Raw genomic sequence first — 13,121 nt, forward strand, 5'->3', positions numbered from 1 at the left:
CCACACAGGGCCCAGGTCATGAAAATGCCCCCGCCCCGCGCCGTATGCGCAGGTCGGGGGCATGATCACAAAACCTACTACTTCTTGCCCTGGTTCTTGACCGCCTCAATGGCGGCGGCGGCGGCCTCCGGGTCGAGGTAGCGGCCACCGGGGGTGACCGGCTTGAAGTCGGCGTCCAGCTCGTAGGCGAGCGGGATGCCGGTCGGGATGTTGAGACCGGCGATGGCCTCGTCCGAGATGCCGTCCAGGTGCTTGACCAGCGCGCGCAGGCTGTTGCCGTGCGCGGTGACCAGCACGGTCTTGCCGGCGGCCAGGTCCGGCACGATCGCGTCGTACCAGTAGGGCAGCATCCGGTCGACGACGTCCTTGAGGCACTCGGTGCGCGGGCGCAGCTCGCTCGGGATGTCGGCGTAGCGGGCGTCGCCGGCCTGCGAGTACTCGTTGTCGTCGGCGAGCACGGGCGGCGGGGTGTCGTACGAGCGGCGCCAGAGCTGGAACTGCTCCTCGCCGAACTCGGCCAGGGTCTGGGCCTTGTCCTTGCCCTGCAGCGCGCCGTAGTGGCGCTCGTTGAGGCGCCAGCTGCGACGGACCGGGATCCAGTGCCGGTCGGCCTTGTCCAGGGCGATCTGCGAGGTGCGGATGGCGCGCCGGAGCAGGGACGTGTGCACCACGTCGGGGAAGTATCCCTCGGCGGTGAGCAGCTCGCCGCCGCGCGCGGCCTCCTTCTCACCCTTCTCGTTGAGGTCGACGTCGACCCAGCCGGTGAAGAGGTTCTTCTGGTTCCACTGGCTCTCGCCGTGGCGGAGCAGGATCAGTCGGTAGGTCGTGTCAGCCATGGCCCACAGCTTAGTGGAGGCCGAAAACGGCTGGTCGGGCCGGAGGGCCGCTGGGTAATGTGCGCTTTGCACTAGAGCCACTTACTGCACATCTTCTGCCCGCTGAGCGGTTCACCGTGTTCCGCCAGGTCGGCAGCCTGCCGACCGGGAGTACCCGTTGCCCGCACCCACCCGCCTGCGCGCCACCCTCGCGGAAGCCGTGGGCGGTCTGCCCCCGGCCTTCTGGTGGCTGTGGATCTCCACCCTGGTGAACCGGCTCGGCGGTTTCGTGGTCACCTACCTGGCGCTCTACCTGACCGTCGAGCGCGGCTACCCGGCCTCGTACGCGGGCATGGTGGCGGGCCTGTTCGGGCTCGGCTCGGCGATCTCCTCGCTCGGCGGCGGGGTGCTCGCGGACCGGCTCGGGCGGCGTCCGACCCTGGTCGTGGCACAGGTGGCGACGGCGCTCTTCACGGCGGCGCTCGGCTTCGCGGACGGGCCGGCGGCGATCGCCGCGGTCGCCTTCCTGGTCGGCCTGGCCGGCAACGCCTCGCGGCCCGCCGTCTCGGCGATGATCGCCGACCTGGTGCCGGCCGAGGACCGGGTCCGGGCGTACTCGTTGAACTACTGGGCGATCAACATCGGCTTCGGCGTCTCCGCCGCGGTCGCCGGGCTGATCGCCACCCACGGCTACCTCGCGCTCTTCCTGCTGGACGCGCTCTCCACGCTGATGTGCGCCGTGGTGGTGTTCGTCCGTGTCCCCGAGACCCGGCCCGAGACCGCCGGGCACGCAGGCGCCGCCCGCGGCTCCGCCGCCGGCCCGGCGGAGCCGCGGATCGGACTGGGCACGGTGTTCCGGGACGGCCGGTTCATGGCTCTGGTCGGGGTCAACCTGCTGCTGGCCCTGGTCGCCCAGCAGGGCAGCACCACCCTGGCGGTCGACATGGGCCGAGCCGGCATCTCGACCACCCGGTACGGGCTGGTCATCGGCCTGAACGGGCTGCTGATCGTGCTGCTCCAGCTGCCGATGGGCAAGCTCATGGAGGGCCGCAGCCGGACGGCGCTGCTGGTCGCGAGTGCGCTGCTGACCGGCTGGGGCTTCGGACTGACCGCGCTGGCCGGCTCGTCCGCCGGCTTCTTCGCCTTCACCGTGGCGGTCTGGACGATCGGCGAGATCATGGCCGCGCCGACCATGATGGGCCTGGTCGCCGAGCTCTCCCCGGCCCGGGCCCGCGGACGCTACCAGGGCGTCCACTCGCTGTCCTGGTCGCTGGCGTCCTTCCTCGGGCCGGCGGCCGGCGGCTACCTGCTCCAGCACGCGGGCAGCACGGTGGTCTGGACGGCCTGCGGCGTGTGCGGGACGGTGGCCGCCGCCGCGTTCCTGCGGGTCGGACGGCAGCCCGTGGCGGCGCCGGCGGCGGTCGCGGAGCCCACGGACGCCAGGATCCCGGTCGCGTCCTAGCCGGCCGGCGCGGCCCGGGTCACTCGGGCCCCGTCACTCCGGCCGGGTCACTCCGGACGGGGCGCTGCTGCGTCGGTGTCGCCGGCGTCCGCGTCCGCGTCGGCGGCCCGCGGCGGGGCGGCCAGGTGCGCGAAGGCCTCCAGATTGCGGGTGGACTCGCCGCGCTTGGTGCGCCACTCCCACTCGCGCCGGATCGCGGTCGCGAAGCCGAGTTCGAGCAGGGTGTTGAAGGGCTCGTCGGCGTTCTGCAGGACGGTGCCGAGCAGGCGGTCCACCGCGTCCGGGGTCAACGCCTCCAGCGGCAGCCGGCCGGCCAGGTAGACGTCGCCGAGCGCGTCGACGGCGTACGCGACGCCGTACAGCCGGGCGTTGCGCTCCAGCAGCCACCGGTAGACGGCCTCGTGGTTCTCGTCGGGCCGGCGGACCACGAAGGCGTTGACCGACAGCGTGTGGTCACCGACCCGCAGCGCGCAGGTGGTGGACAGCTTCCGGTTGCCCGGAAGGGTGGCCACCAGCGTGTACGGGTCGGTGACGGCCTGTTCCCAGGCCACGCCGGCCTCGTCGAGCGCGGTGCGCAGCAGAGTGAGCGACTCGTCCTTGGTGCGGATTGCCATGGGGCTGACGTTACTCGGCGGTAGAGGCGGTGCGCAGCCGGACAGGCCCGGGCGGGCCGGACAGGCCCGGGCGCCCGGGTGCCGTCGCGCGCGGTCAGGCGAAGCGCAGCCGCGCGCCGGTACGGACGTCCGGGCGGGCGAGCGCACCCGAGTACACCTCGGCCGTGGCCGCGGCGGCCGTGGCCCAGCCGAAGCCGGCCGCGTGCCGGGCCGCGGCCTGCCCCTGCCGGGCCGTGAGCTCGGGATCCGTGACGTACGGACGCAGGGCCCGCGCCCAGTCCTGCGGGTCGTGGCCGTCCACCAGCGTGCCGGTGACGCCGTCCCGGACGGCGACCGGGAGCCCGCCGACGGCCGCCGCCACCACCGGGGTGCCGCAGGCCTGCGCCTCTAGGGCGACCAGGCCGAAGGACTCGCTGTACGAGGGCATCACCAGCGCGGTGGCCGCCCGGTACCAGTCCGCCAGCTGCGCCTGCCCGACCGGCGGACAGAACCGGACCACGTCCGAGATGCCCAGCTGGGCGGCGAGCTTGTGCAGACTCTCCGGACGCGCGAGGCCGGTGCCCGAGGGGCCGCCGACGACCGGCACCACCAGCCGCTCGCGCAGCTGCGGCTCGCGCTCCAGGAGCACGCCGACGGCGCGCAGCAGCACGTCGGGCGCCTTGAGCGGCTGTATCCGGCCGGCGAAGAGCAGCACCGAAGCGTCCTGCGGCAGCCCCAGCGCCGCCCTGGCCTCGTGCCGGCCCCGGGCGCCGGGGGTCCGGTCGGGGCCGGCGGGCCGGAACACGTCGAGGTTGACCCCGGGGTGGACGACGGCGAGCTGGGCCGGGCGGGCCCCGTAGTGGTGGGAGAGCTCGGCGGCCTCCTCGGCCGTGTTGGCGATCAGCCGGTCGGCGGCCTCGACCACCTGGGTCTCACCGATCACCCGGGCCGGGGGCTCCGGGGTGTCGCCCTCGGCGAGCGCCGCGTTCTTCACCTTCGCCATGGTGTGCATGGTGTGCACCAGCGGCACGCCCCAGCGCTCGGCGGCCAGCCAGCCGACCTGTCCGGACAGCCAGTAGTGCGAGTGGACCAGGTCGTAGTGGCCCGGGCGGTGGCCGGCCTCGGTGCGCAGCACGCCGTGGGTGAAGGCGCACAGCTGTGCGGGCAGGTCCTCCTTGATCAGGCCCTCGTACGGGCCCGCGGTGACGTGCCGGACCAGCACACCGGGGGCGAGCTGGACGGTGGGCGCGTCCTCGGAGCTGACCGCCCGGGTGAAGACCTCGACCTCGATGTTCAGCTCGGCGAGGCGCTTGGCGAGCTCGACGATGTAGACGTTCATACCGCCCGCGTCGCCGGTGCCGGGCTGGTGCAGCGGGGAGGTGTGCACACTGAGCATCGCGATCCGCCGGGGGCGGCGGGCTCGGCCGCCCACCAGCGACTGGAGCCGGTTTCGGGTCGACGGCAGCGTGAGCCTGTCGCGTCGGGCCGCGGCCCGTGCGGGGTGCTGGGTCACCTGGCTGATGCCTCCTCGTGCTCCCCGGTCGGTACTGGCTGGCGCGCATGCCGGTGGGCGGCGGCCGCGCTCCGTTGCACGGTTCCGTCGCACGCGAACGCCCGGGGCCGGTGGCTCCGGGCGGGCACACGTCCAGAGTGACAACCGTGGCATCGGTGACGGCTATTCCCGCCCGGGCCACCGAGATCGCTCGGGCCTTCGCAGGGTCCTGCCGGGGCCGCACGGGGGTTTGGCAGGCGGGGGCGGGGCACGGCCGTGGATCCGTGGGGTGGCGAAGGCGGCCCCGCCGACGGCCCGTGGGCGGGCCGCGGGCCGTCGGCGGGCGGGGGACGGGCCCGCGGGCGGTGGGTCCGGCGACCCGGCGGTCGCCGCGTAGGCTGCGGGGATGGCCGCCTCGTCCGACTCGCCCGCCGCCCGTGGGGCACGCTCCGCCCGCCCGGTCGGGACGGTCACCCGCGGCACCACCAACACCAACCGGCTCCGCCGGATGGACCGCTGGATCGCCCACACCCTCGGCCGGACGCTCCTCGGCGCCGACCGGCCACCGGTGGCCGTCGACCTCGGCTACGGCGCCGCCCCCTGGACGGCCGTCGAGCTGTCCACGCGACTCCGGGCGGTCCGCCCCGACACCCGGGTGGTGGGCATCGAGATCGAGCCCGAACGCGTGGCGGCGGCGCTGCCGTACGCCGATCCTCCGCTGCTCACCTTCCGGCGCGGCGGCTTCGAGGTGCCGCTGGACGGCGGCTCCGCGGAGCTGATCCGGGCGGCCAACGTGCTACGGCAGTACGAGGAGTGGGAGGTGGCCGCGGTCTGGGAGCGGCTGTGCGGGCGGCTGACTCCGGACGGACTGCTGGTCGAGGGCACCTGCGACGAGATCGGGCGGCGGCACGTCTGGGTGGCGCTCGGCCCCGAGGGCCCCAGGACGGTGACCTTCGCAGCCCGGCTGGCCACCCTGGACCACCCCTCCGACCTGGCCGAACGGCTGCCCAAGGCCTTGATCCACCACAACGTGCCGGGGCGGCCCGTGCATACGTTCCTGACGGACTTCGACCGGGCGTGGGCCGCCGCGGCGCCGTACGGCGCGTTCGGCGCGCGCCAGCGGTGGGTGGCGGCGTGCCGGGCCCTGGCCGGCAGCTGGCCGCTGGTCGATGCCCGGGGGCGCTGGCGGCAGGGCGAGGTCACGGTGGAGTGGTCGGCGCTGGCCCCGTAGCGCGGCCGCGGTCCCGCCGGGGCGGGCCGGGGTCGGCGGGCCCGGGTGAGCGGGCCGGGACCCGGCACCCCGGGGACCGGGCAGGTGGGCGGATGTGCGGGCGCCGTGCCGAGTCCGCGATTCACTCGAACGAGTTATCGAATTCCTCTGGCGTGTTGACGCCCCGTCACGCCACCATGGGGGCAGTCGCACGAGCCGCCGAACAGGGCGTCGAGATGCCGTCGGCCGCGGCCGGCTCCTCTGCTGCTACCGACTCACGCTGCTCTGCTTCCTCGCTGCTTCACATCGATTCACATCGATTCACGCCGATTCACGCTGCACCCGCTCGAAGATCTCGTACGCCTCCACACCGAAGAGCACGAACCGCACCTCGGCCAGCCCGGCCGCCTCAGCAGACTCCGAAGACTCAGCCACCGCCGCGAGGGCGATACGCGCCGCGTCCTCCATCGGCCACCGGTACACCCCGGTCGAGATCGCCGGAAAAGCCACCGTGCGCGCGCCCAGTTCCGCTGCCAGCCGCAGCGACTCCCGATAACAGGAGGCCAGCAGTTCGGCCCGCTGCTCGTAGGCAGCCGGGTAGTAGACCGGTCCCACGGTGTGCACCACCCAGCGGGCTGGCAGCCGGCCGGCCCCGGTCACCACGGCCCGGCCGGCGTCCAGGCCCCGGCCGTAGTGCGAGTCACGCAGCCTGCGGCAGTCGGCCAGGATCTCCGGTCCGCCCTTGCGGTGGATCGCCCCGTCCACTCCACCACCGCCCAGCAGCGAGGAGTTGGCCGCGTTGACGACCACGTCCACCTGCTGCTCCGTGATGTCACCCTGCACCAGCGTGATCCGCATCACCCCACCGAACCTCCCGTCAGCCCCCACACGAGGGCCCACACCGTACCCCCGACACCACCCCAGAGCGTGGCAATAACCACACCGTCGGCGCTCGGTCAGAGAAATCCCCGGAGATCACGTTATGGTCGCGAGAAGCTCCCCGACCGGCGGTGCCAGGCGGGCACTGCACACGGACCTCAGCCGTTGGCCAGTCGGGGAAAGGGAGGACCGACCAATGCCCGCAACGGGAGACGGGCGGGCGTCCGCTACCGGCGGCGCCGCCGGTACTGCCGATGACGCCGCCGCCACCGCCGTACACCGGCCGGGCTCCGCAGCCGGCACCGCACCCGCGATCGGCCGCTCCGGGAAGCGGACGACAGCCGTGCACACGTACCGCGACCACGTTCCCGAGCCTGGCACCGGGACGCCCATACCGCACCCCCGGGCCCGCGCGGATTCCTCCCGTCCGCCCGGTGGCCCCACCGCCTCCCCCGCGGCGAACCGTCGCACGGAGGCGAACGCCGAGGCGCCCGCCCACCTGCTGGTGATCGAGGACGGCCCCTCCGACATCGAGCTGATCAGGACGCTGGTGGCCGAGAGCGGGGCCAACGTCCAACTGCACTGGGCCCGTGGGGTCGAGCAGGCCGCGGCGCTGCTCTCCTCGACGCCCGCGGCAGCCCGCCGCGGAGCCCAGCGCCAGGGCGGCGAGCGGCTGCCCATCGGCGGGTTCGCCTGCGTCCTGCTCGACCTGGCCGCCCCGGGCTGCCCGGGTCACCTGGCGCCCACCGAAGGGGACGGCGGCCCAGACAGCGGCTCCGACGGCGGCCCCGACGGGCTGGACGGGCTGCGCGAACTGCTGCGCCGCGCCCCGCACACCGCCGTGGTGGTGCTGACCGACGCGGCCGGCGCCGAACTGGGTGCCGCCGCGGTGGCCGCGGGCGCCCAGGACTTCCTGATCAAGCACGAGACCGACGGGCCGCTGCTGGCGCGGGCCGTGCGCTACGCCGTCGAACGCAAGCGGGCCGACGAGTCCCAGCGCCGTCTGGTGGAGGCCGAACTCCGAGGCCAGGAGAACGCCCGCCTGCAGCGTCACCTGCTCCCCACCCCGCTGCTCGACGGCGCCGGGCTGGCCTTCACCCGCCGCTACCGGCCGGGCCGCCGGCGGGCCCTGCTCGGCGGGGACTTCTACGACGCGGTCCGGACGGACGACGGCACCGTCCACGTGGTGATCGGCGACGTCTGCGGCCACGGCCCGGACGAAGCCGCCCTGGGCGTCGCGCTGCGGATAGCGTGGCGGACGCTGGTCTTCGCCGGTCTCACGGGGCAGGCCCTGCTCACCACCCTGCAGCACGTCCTGGAACACGAGCGGCGCAGCGACGAGATCTTCGCGACCCTCTGCATGCTGGTCCTGTCTCCCCCGGTACACGCCGAGGCCGACCCGGACCGGGCCGAGCGGCCGGAGCCCGGCGACCGCGCCCGGCTGTTCCTGGCCGGGCACCCCGCGCCGCTGCTGCTCGGCCCGGGGCAGCGGCCCGCGTTGCTTCCGGCCGACCAGGCCGGTCCGGCGCTCGGCCTCCTGCCCTGCACCGACGGCGAGTCGGTGTGGCCCGCCCAGGAGTTGGAGCTGCAGCCGGGTTGGCGGCTGCTGCTCTACACCGACGGCCTGGTCGAGGGTCGGGTCGGCGCCGGCTCGCGCAGGCTCGGTCAGGACGGCCTGATCGACCTGGTCGCCGACCACCAGGCGGCCGGTCTGAGCCGGGGCCGCCTGGTCGACAGCGCCATCGCCGAGGTCGAGGAGCTCAATGGCGGGGCGCTGACCGACGACGTCGCGGTGCTGCTGCTGGAACGCAACCCGATCCCGGTGATCATGGGCTGAGCGCGACTGCCGCGGCCGAGCCGAACCCGCGCCTCACTCGGGCCTCGGGACGGCGCGGAGGGCGGCAGCCTGTCGGCTGCCGCCCTCCGTGTGACTCGTGATCCGGTGTCCCGAGTCCGGGCGTCTCGCTCGTCCGTCCCGTGTTCGGCCCGCCCCTTTCGGGTGCTACCGGGGGTGTTACCAGGGGCCGTACGGGCCGGTGTTCCGTCGGCCACCGCCCCGACCGTCCGTCAGCTCCTTGATCGCGGGCCGGACGTCGACCATGTACACGATCGATGCCACCAGCCCGATCAGGGTGAGGAAGCCGGTGATGACGTTGGCGCCGAGCAGCAGGTCGAGACCGAGCGACAGGCCGAGCACGACCAGCCAGAACGGCTTGGTCTTCTTGCCTGCGGCCCGGTACGCGTCCTCGCGCCTGGTCGCGGCGTCGACCAGAGCGAACAGCTTGAAGCCGATGATCGCGACGGCAAGCCACCAGAACGGGTTCAGGACGTCGAAGAGCAGAATCTGCTGCACTGCGGGTCTCCTCACTGCCGGATCGGCTCGGGCCTCGCCCGGGTACGGCCGACGCCGGCGGCCCCCTCCATCGTGGCACGACGGGCCGGGCTCACCGGTGTCAACGGACCGGGACGGCCGGATGTGCCCGCTCGGGCACGTCGGGCACACCGGGCACGTCAGGCACATCGGCCGGTCGGGCTCAGGGGCCGGCGGGTCAGGCCCGGGGCGGACCCGGTCAGGCCGGTCGTGACTACTTGGTCGTGACTACTTGTCGGTGCCGGACTTCCGGGCCCGGCCCGGCTTCTTCGTCGGGGTGGCGTTCTGCTCGGCGGCCGCCTCGTCCACCAGCTCGCCCTCGACGGTCTCCTCGGCCGTGGCACCGGCCGCGATGTCCACCACGACCTCGGTCACCTCGGCCGGACGGCCGTCGGCCTCGGCCGCACCGGCGCGGCCCTTCTCCACGACGGACTTGCCGCGGACGGCCAGCTCCTCGTAGGCCTCCATGGCCTTGACCGCGAGCTCGGCGGCCCGGCCGACCTGCTGGAGCGCGAAGGTCTGCGCCTTCTCCTGGAGACCCTTGAGGTCGGTCGGCAGGGTGTTGACGGTCTCGGTCACCTTCGCCTGGGCGCCCGCCAGCGCGGCCTGGGCCTCCTGCAGCCGCGCGGCGGCCTTCTCCTGGGCGGCCTTGCGGTCCGAGGCCAGCTCCTCGACCCGGCCGGGCACCTCGCGCAGCTTCTCGTAGGCGAGGTCACCGGCGCCGGCCAGCGCGTAGAGCGGGGTCGGGTCGGTGAGGGTCTTCTTGATCTCGTCGGTGATGGGCATGTCCGGTCCTCCTGTGTGCATGGACGGCCCGGCGGGGCCGGTGGAAAGTCTGTGGGGACGGGCGCGGTCAGCCGCCGGTCTCGGCGGCTTTGTCCGCGGCCGGCTCGGCACTCTCGCGGTTCTCCTTGAGGAAGGCCTCGTAGACCGCCAGCAGCGCCTGCTTCTGGCGCTCGCTGATCAGCGGGTCCGCCAGGATCGCGACCCGCAGCCCGGGGGCGTCCCCGTGCCGCTCCTCAAGAATCCCGGCCTGCACGTACAGCGTCTCGGCCGAGATCCGCAGCGCCTTCGCGATCTGCTGAAGGATCTCCGCACTCGGCTTGCGCAGCCCGCGCTCGATCTGGCTGAGGTACGGGTTGGACACGCCGGCGGCATCCGCGAGCTGCCGCAGCGAGTACTGCGCGTTGCGCCGCTGCTCCCGGATGTACTCGCCGAGCGAGCCGACGTTGAGTGAGGCCATGTCCGAAGTCTGCACCCGAGCGCTTGCAATTGCAAGCAAGGTGCTAGCAACAGCAACCGCGGCGGCGGCGACGTCTCGTCGCCCGGTGCCGCTGTGCCGCAGATCGCCTTCGACCACCTGTCACATCGGGGCGCCGCCAAGGGTCATAGGAGTGAGCAACACGAGACCGCGGCCGGGGCACAAGCGCGCCGGCGAACACCCGACAGGAGCACTTCTGATGTCACCCACCGATGTCGCCGTCACCGTCCTGGCCGCTGTCATGGCGGGGTTCTCGGCCGGCTCCGTCTTCCTGCGTGCCCCGTGGGTCGTCCAGCCGATAGCCGACTACGGCGTCCCCGGCTCGGTGCGGCCAAGGCCGCGGGGGCGGTGGGTCTGCTGGTCGGCCTTTTCGTGCCGGCCGTCGGGGCGGTGGCGGGGGTCGGCCTGGTGCTGTACTTCACCGGCGCCGTCGTCACCGTGGTCCGCGCCCGCCGGTACGCCCACATCCCGTTCCCGCTGCTGTACGCGGCTCCGGTGGTCGGCGCCCTGGCGCTCGGGTACGCCGGCTGAGCCGCGCAGCCGTCAGGCGTACTGGGTGAGGTCGATGGCGTGGACGCGGAGCGGGAACCCGTACTCGGGGTGGGTGGTCGCGAGCTCCAGCTCCATGCCGAGCTTGTGCATCACGTTCTCGGCGGCGGTGTTGCCCGCGCGGGTGATGCTGACGACCCGGTCGAGGCCCCGGTCCTCCAGTGCGAACTCCAGGGCGGCGTGGGCGGCCTCGGACGCGTACCCCTGGCCCCAGAACTGCCGGCCGAGGCGCCAGCCGATCTCCACGGCGGGCATGATCTCCGGCAGGAACTCGGGGACGGACAGGCCCGCGAATCCGATCAGCTCGCCGGAGCCCAGCAGCTCGACGGCGAAGAGGCCGAATCCCTCCTCGTCCCACTCCTCCTCCCAGCGCTCGATCGCCTCCGCCGTCTGTTCGAGGTCGTACACGGAGCCGTCGCCGATCCAGCGCATGACCTCCGGGTCCGCGTTGATCTCCGCCATCGGGGCGAGGTCGTAGTCGTTCCAGCGGCGGAGGAGGAGTCGGGGGGTGTGGATTTCGGTCATGCGCCCATCCTGTCGAACGCGGGGCCCCGGCGGTAATCAGCGCGCGGCGGCGTAGCGGGTGGCCAGGGCGCGGACGGTCCCGGCCAGGCGGGCGCGGAGTTCCGGCGGCCCGAGGACCTCGACGTCCGCCCCCATGGCGAGGAACGCCGCGTGGGCGTGGTCGAGGGACTCGATCGGGAGGACCGCGCGGATCCAGCCGTCCGGTTCGCGGATGCCGGTGTCGGCCAGAGCCCGGGCCGGGGCGCCCGTCAGGCCGGCCGCGCCTCGCTCGGAGAGCCGGACGACCGCCTCGCCCCGGTGCAGCCCGGCGTGGAACTCGGACTGCGAGCGCCGCCAGTACGCGGCCAGGTCGAAGTCGGCAGGGGGATCGGACTCCTCCTCGCACAGCGCGAGTTCGAGAATCTGGTCGACCCGGTAGGTGCGCGGCCCCGGTCCGGCGACCAGGTACCAGCGGCCGGCCTTGAGCACCAGGCCGTACGGTTCCAGGCGGCGGTCGACATCGGTGGGCTCCTTCCACCGCCGGTAGCGGACGGCGAGCACCCGGCCGCGCCACACCGCGTCGGCGACCTGGGGCAGGTGCGGGACGTCCTCGTCCTGCGCGTACCAGCCGGGCGCGTCGAGGTGGAAGCGGGCCCGCATCCGGTCGGCATGGCAACGCAGCTCGGGCGGGAGTGCGGCGCGCAGCTTGAGCTGGGCGGCCGCGAGGTCCCGGCCGAGGCCGAGCTCGTCGGCGGGCCCGGGCAGTCCGGAGAGGAAGAGTGCCTCCGCCTCCCCGGCGCTGAGCCCGGTGAGGCGGGTGCGGTACCCGGCGAGCAGCTGGTAGCCGCCCCGGTGCCCGGCGTCCCCGTAGAGCGGGACGCCGGCCGCGTGCAGCGCCTCGACGTCGCGGTAGACGGTCCGCACGGAGACCCCGAGCTCCTCGGCGAGCCGGGCGGCGGTGGTCCGCCCCCCGGTCTGGAGCAGCAGCAGGATCGACAGCAGTCGGCTGGACTTCACTGACACAAGGTGTCAGTGAAGCGGCCCTACGGTCCAGCCATGGCTTTCACCGAGAAACTGCTGCGGGTGCCCTCCCCGATCGAGGTGGCCGGCCGCCACGTCAAGCGCTACCACGTCACGGCCGACCCGGCCGGGATCGATCCCGCGGTGGAGCGGGCGGCGTACGCGCTGCTGCCCGCACTGCTGCCCGAGCCGGACGGCACGCCGCCGGCCGCGTTCGTGGTGCTGCACCGCGGCGGGGACGACGGGGCGTACCTGAACGTGTACAGCTGGGCCTGGGACAACGTGCTGCACTTCGCGGGAGCGGCGGCCGGCCAGCCGGTGCTGGGCTGCCCGGACAGCGACCCGACCCGCTTCGTACGGCTTGACCGTTCGCTGATCGGGTGCGTCTGGGAGCTGCCGCCGATCCTGCACGAACGCGATGCCTGGGTATGGCACATGCTCGCGCCCGACCGCCCTGACCTGGCCGGATACCTGGCCGACTCGCTCCCCGAGGGCACCACGGGGGACCGCGCGTGAACGACTTCGACTTCCTCGTCGGCACCTGGGACGTCACCAACCGCCGGCTGGCCGACTTCCTCGACGGGGCGAGCGGCTGGGAGGAGTTCCCGGCCGTCACCCGCGCCTCCCGGCACTTCGGCGGCGGCGCGAGCTTCGACGAGATCGAGTTCCCGACCCGGGGCTTCGCCGGGCTCACCGTACGGCTGTACGACCGCGAGCGCGAGGAGTGGTCGCTGTACTGGTCCAGCAGCACCACGGGCACGCTGTTCCCGCCGGTCGTGGGCCGGTTCACCGGCGGCCGGGGCGAGTTCCACGGCGACGACACCTACGCGGGCCGGCCGATCCGGGCCCGGTTCGTCTGGTCGGGCGTCACCGAGGACTCCGCCCGCTGGGAACAGGCCTTCTCGACCGACGGCGGGGCGACCTGGCTGACCAACTGGATCATGGAGCTCAGCCGCCGCTGACGC

At 73.7% G+C, this 13,121-nt stretch carries 14 protein-coding genes and 1 pseudogene; 6 read left to right on the forward strand and 9 right to left on the reverse strand.

Going from position 1 to position 13,121, the window contains the following annotated elements; translation table 11 throughout:
• Window positions 1-77 precede the first annotated feature (77 nt).
• A complete protein-coding gene (locus tag OG871_RS18110; protein WP_371497862.1) occupies window positions 78-836 on the reverse strand; it encodes a phosphoglyceromutase in 759 nt (252 codons plus the stop codon).
• Between the two features lie 157 nt (window positions 837-993).
• Between OG871_RS18110 and OG871_RS18115 the strand changes: the two genes are divergently transcribed.
• Window positions 994-2,277 carry an MDR family MFS transporter gene (locus tag OG871_RS18115; RefSeq protein ID WP_371497864.1) on the forward strand — a complete coding sequence of 428 codons (1,284 nt, stop codon included), beginning with the start codon at window positions 994-996 and terminating at the stop codon, window positions 2,275-2,277.
• A gap of 47 nt (window positions 2,278-2,324) precedes the next feature.
• On the opposite strand, the gene OG871_RS18120 is transcribed toward OG871_RS18115, so the two are convergent.
• Together OG871_RS18120 and mshA are read right to left on the reverse strand one after the other, a co-directional pair.
• Window positions 2,325-2,891, reverse strand: coding sequence for a YbjN domain-containing protein (locus OG871_RS18120; RefSeq protein WP_371497865.1), 567 nt, complete (start codon window positions 2,889-2,891; stop codon window positions 2,325-2,327).
• Window positions 2,892-2,985: 94 nt separating this feature from the next.
• Window positions 2,986-4,335, reverse strand: a complete 1,350-nt coding sequence (gene mshA, locus OG871_RS18125) for a D-inositol-3-phosphate glycosyltransferase (protein ID WP_371503349.1) — start codon at window positions 4,333-4,335, stop codon at window positions 2,986-2,988.
• Window positions 4,336-4,768: 433 nt separating this feature from the next.
• Here mshA and OG871_RS18130 point away from each other — a divergent pair, with 433 nt between their 5' ends.
• On the forward strand, window positions 4,769-5,593 hold the full coding sequence (locus tag OG871_RS18130) for a class I SAM-dependent methyltransferase (protein WP_371497866.1): 825 nt from the start codon (window positions 4,769-4,771) through the stop codon (window positions 5,591-5,593).
• A 300-nt stretch (window positions 5,594-5,893) separates the two neighbouring features.
• Here OG871_RS18130 and OG871_RS18135 read toward each other — a convergent pair whose 3' ends face one another.
• Window positions 5,894-6,433, reverse strand: a complete 540-nt coding sequence (locus OG871_RS18135) for an O-acetyl-ADP-ribose deacetylase (RefSeq protein ID WP_371497867.1) — start codon at window positions 6,431-6,433, stop codon at window positions 5,894-5,896.
• A gap of 214 nt (window positions 6,434-6,647) precedes the next feature.
• On the opposite strand from OG871_RS18135, the gene OG871_RS18140 reads away from it, so the two are divergent.
• Window positions 6,648-8,288 carry a PP2C family protein-serine/threonine phosphatase gene (locus tag OG871_RS18140; RefSeq protein ID WP_371497868.1) on the forward strand — a complete coding sequence of 547 codons (1,641 nt, stop codon included), beginning with the start codon at window positions 6,648-6,650 and terminating at the stop codon, window positions 8,286-8,288.
• Window positions 8,289-8,465: 177 nt separating this feature from the next.
• Here OG871_RS18140 and OG871_RS18145 read toward each other — a convergent pair whose 3' ends face one another.
• The 3 genes from OG871_RS18145 to OG871_RS18155 all read right to left on the reverse strand — a co-directional run bounded on the left by OG871_RS18145 (window position 8,466) and on the right by OG871_RS18155 (window position 10,065).
• Window positions 8,466-8,795, reverse strand: a complete 330-nt coding sequence (locus tag OG871_RS18145; RefSeq protein ID WP_371503350.1) for a DUF2516 family protein — start codon at window positions 8,793-8,795, stop codon at window positions 8,466-8,468.
• 255 nt (window positions 8,796-9,050) lie between these two features.
• A complete protein-coding gene (locus OG871_RS18150; protein ID WP_371497869.1) occupies window positions 9,051-9,608 on the reverse strand; it encodes a hypothetical protein in 558 nt (185 codons plus the stop codon).
• A 67-nt stretch (window positions 9,609-9,675) separates the two neighbouring features.
• Entirely contained in the window at window positions 9,676-10,065 is a 390-nt protein-coding gene (locus tag OG871_RS18155; RefSeq protein WP_371497870.1) for a helix-turn-helix domain-containing protein, read from the reverse strand.
• Window positions 10,066-10,282: 217 nt separating this feature from the next.
• Here OG871_RS18155 and OG871_RS18160 point away from each other — a divergent pair.
• A pseudogene (locus OG871_RS18160) lies at window positions 10,283-10,614 on the forward strand (DoxX family protein).
• Between the two features lie 12 nt (window positions 10,615-10,626).
• Here the strand turns inward: OG871_RS18160 and OG871_RS18165 are convergent.
• Together OG871_RS18165 and OG871_RS18170 are read right to left on the reverse strand one after the other, a co-directional pair.
• Entirely contained in the window at window positions 10,627-11,157 is a 531-nt protein-coding gene (locus OG871_RS18165) for a GNAT family N-acetyltransferase (protein ID WP_371497871.1), read from the reverse strand.
• Window positions 11,158-11,193: 36 nt separating this feature from the next.
• Window positions 11,194-12,153 (reverse strand): helix-turn-helix transcriptional regulator, encoded by a 960-nt coding sequence (locus OG871_RS18170; protein ID WP_371497872.1) that lies wholly within the window; start codon window positions 12,151-12,153, stop codon window positions 11,194-11,196.
• Between the two features lie 39 nt (window positions 12,154-12,192).
• Here OG871_RS18170 and OG871_RS18175 point away from each other — a divergent pair, with 39 nt between their 5' ends.
• Both OG871_RS18175 and OG871_RS18180 read left to right on the forward strand, forming a co-directional pair.
• Entirely contained in the window at window positions 12,193-12,672 is a 480-nt protein-coding gene (locus OG871_RS18175; RefSeq protein WP_371497873.1) for a hypothetical protein, read from the forward strand.
• A complete protein-coding gene (locus OG871_RS18180; RefSeq protein WP_371497874.1) occupies window positions 12,669-13,118 on the forward strand; it encodes a hypothetical protein in 450 nt (149 codons plus the stop codon). Before OG871_RS18175 ends, OG871_RS18180 begins: the two co-directional genes overlap by 4 nt.
• The last annotated feature ends 3 nt before the right edge of the window (window positions 13,119-13,121 follow it).

Origin of the sequence: Kitasatospora sp. NBC_00374 (genome assembly GCF_041434935.1) — a bacterium.
Taxonomy (GTDB): domain Bacteria; phylum Actinomycetota; class Actinomycetes; order Streptomycetales; family Streptomycetaceae; genus Kitasatospora.

What these genes read in the sequence shown, in the direction of transcription:
- OG871_RS18110 (WP_371497862.1), bottom strand. Translation starts at nt 836, where the DNA reads ATGGCTGACACGACCTACCGACTGATCCTGCTCCGCCACGGCGAGAGC.
- OG871_RS18120 (WP_371497865.1), bottom strand. Translation starts at nt 2,891, where the DNA reads ATGGCAATCCGCACCAAGGACGAGTCGCTCACTCTGCTGCGCACCGCG.
- OG871_RS18130 (WP_371497866.1), top strand. Translation starts at nt 4,769, where the DNA reads ATGGCCGCCTCGTCCGACTCGCCCGCCGCCCGTGGGGCACGCTCCGCC.
- OG871_RS18140 (WP_371497868.1), top strand. Translation starts at nt 6,648, where the DNA reads ATGCCCGCAACGGGAGACGGGCGGGCGTCCGCTACCGGCGGCGCCGCC.
- OG871_RS18150 (WP_371497869.1), bottom strand. Translation starts at nt 9,608, where the DNA reads ATGCCCATCACCGACGAGATCAAGAAGACCCTCACCGACCCGACCCCG.
- OG871_RS18155 (WP_371497870.1), bottom strand. Translation starts at nt 10,065, where the DNA reads ATGGCCTCACTCAACGTCGGCTCGCTCGGCGAGTACATCCGGGAGCAG.
- OG871_RS18165 (WP_371497871.1), bottom strand. Translation starts at nt 11,157, where the DNA reads ATGACCGAAATCCACACCCCCCGACTCCTCCTCCGCCGCTGGAACGAC.
- OG871_RS18175 (WP_371497873.1), top strand. Translation starts at nt 12,193, where the DNA reads ATGGCTTTCACCGAGAAACTGCTGCGGGTGCCCTCCCCGATCGAGGTG.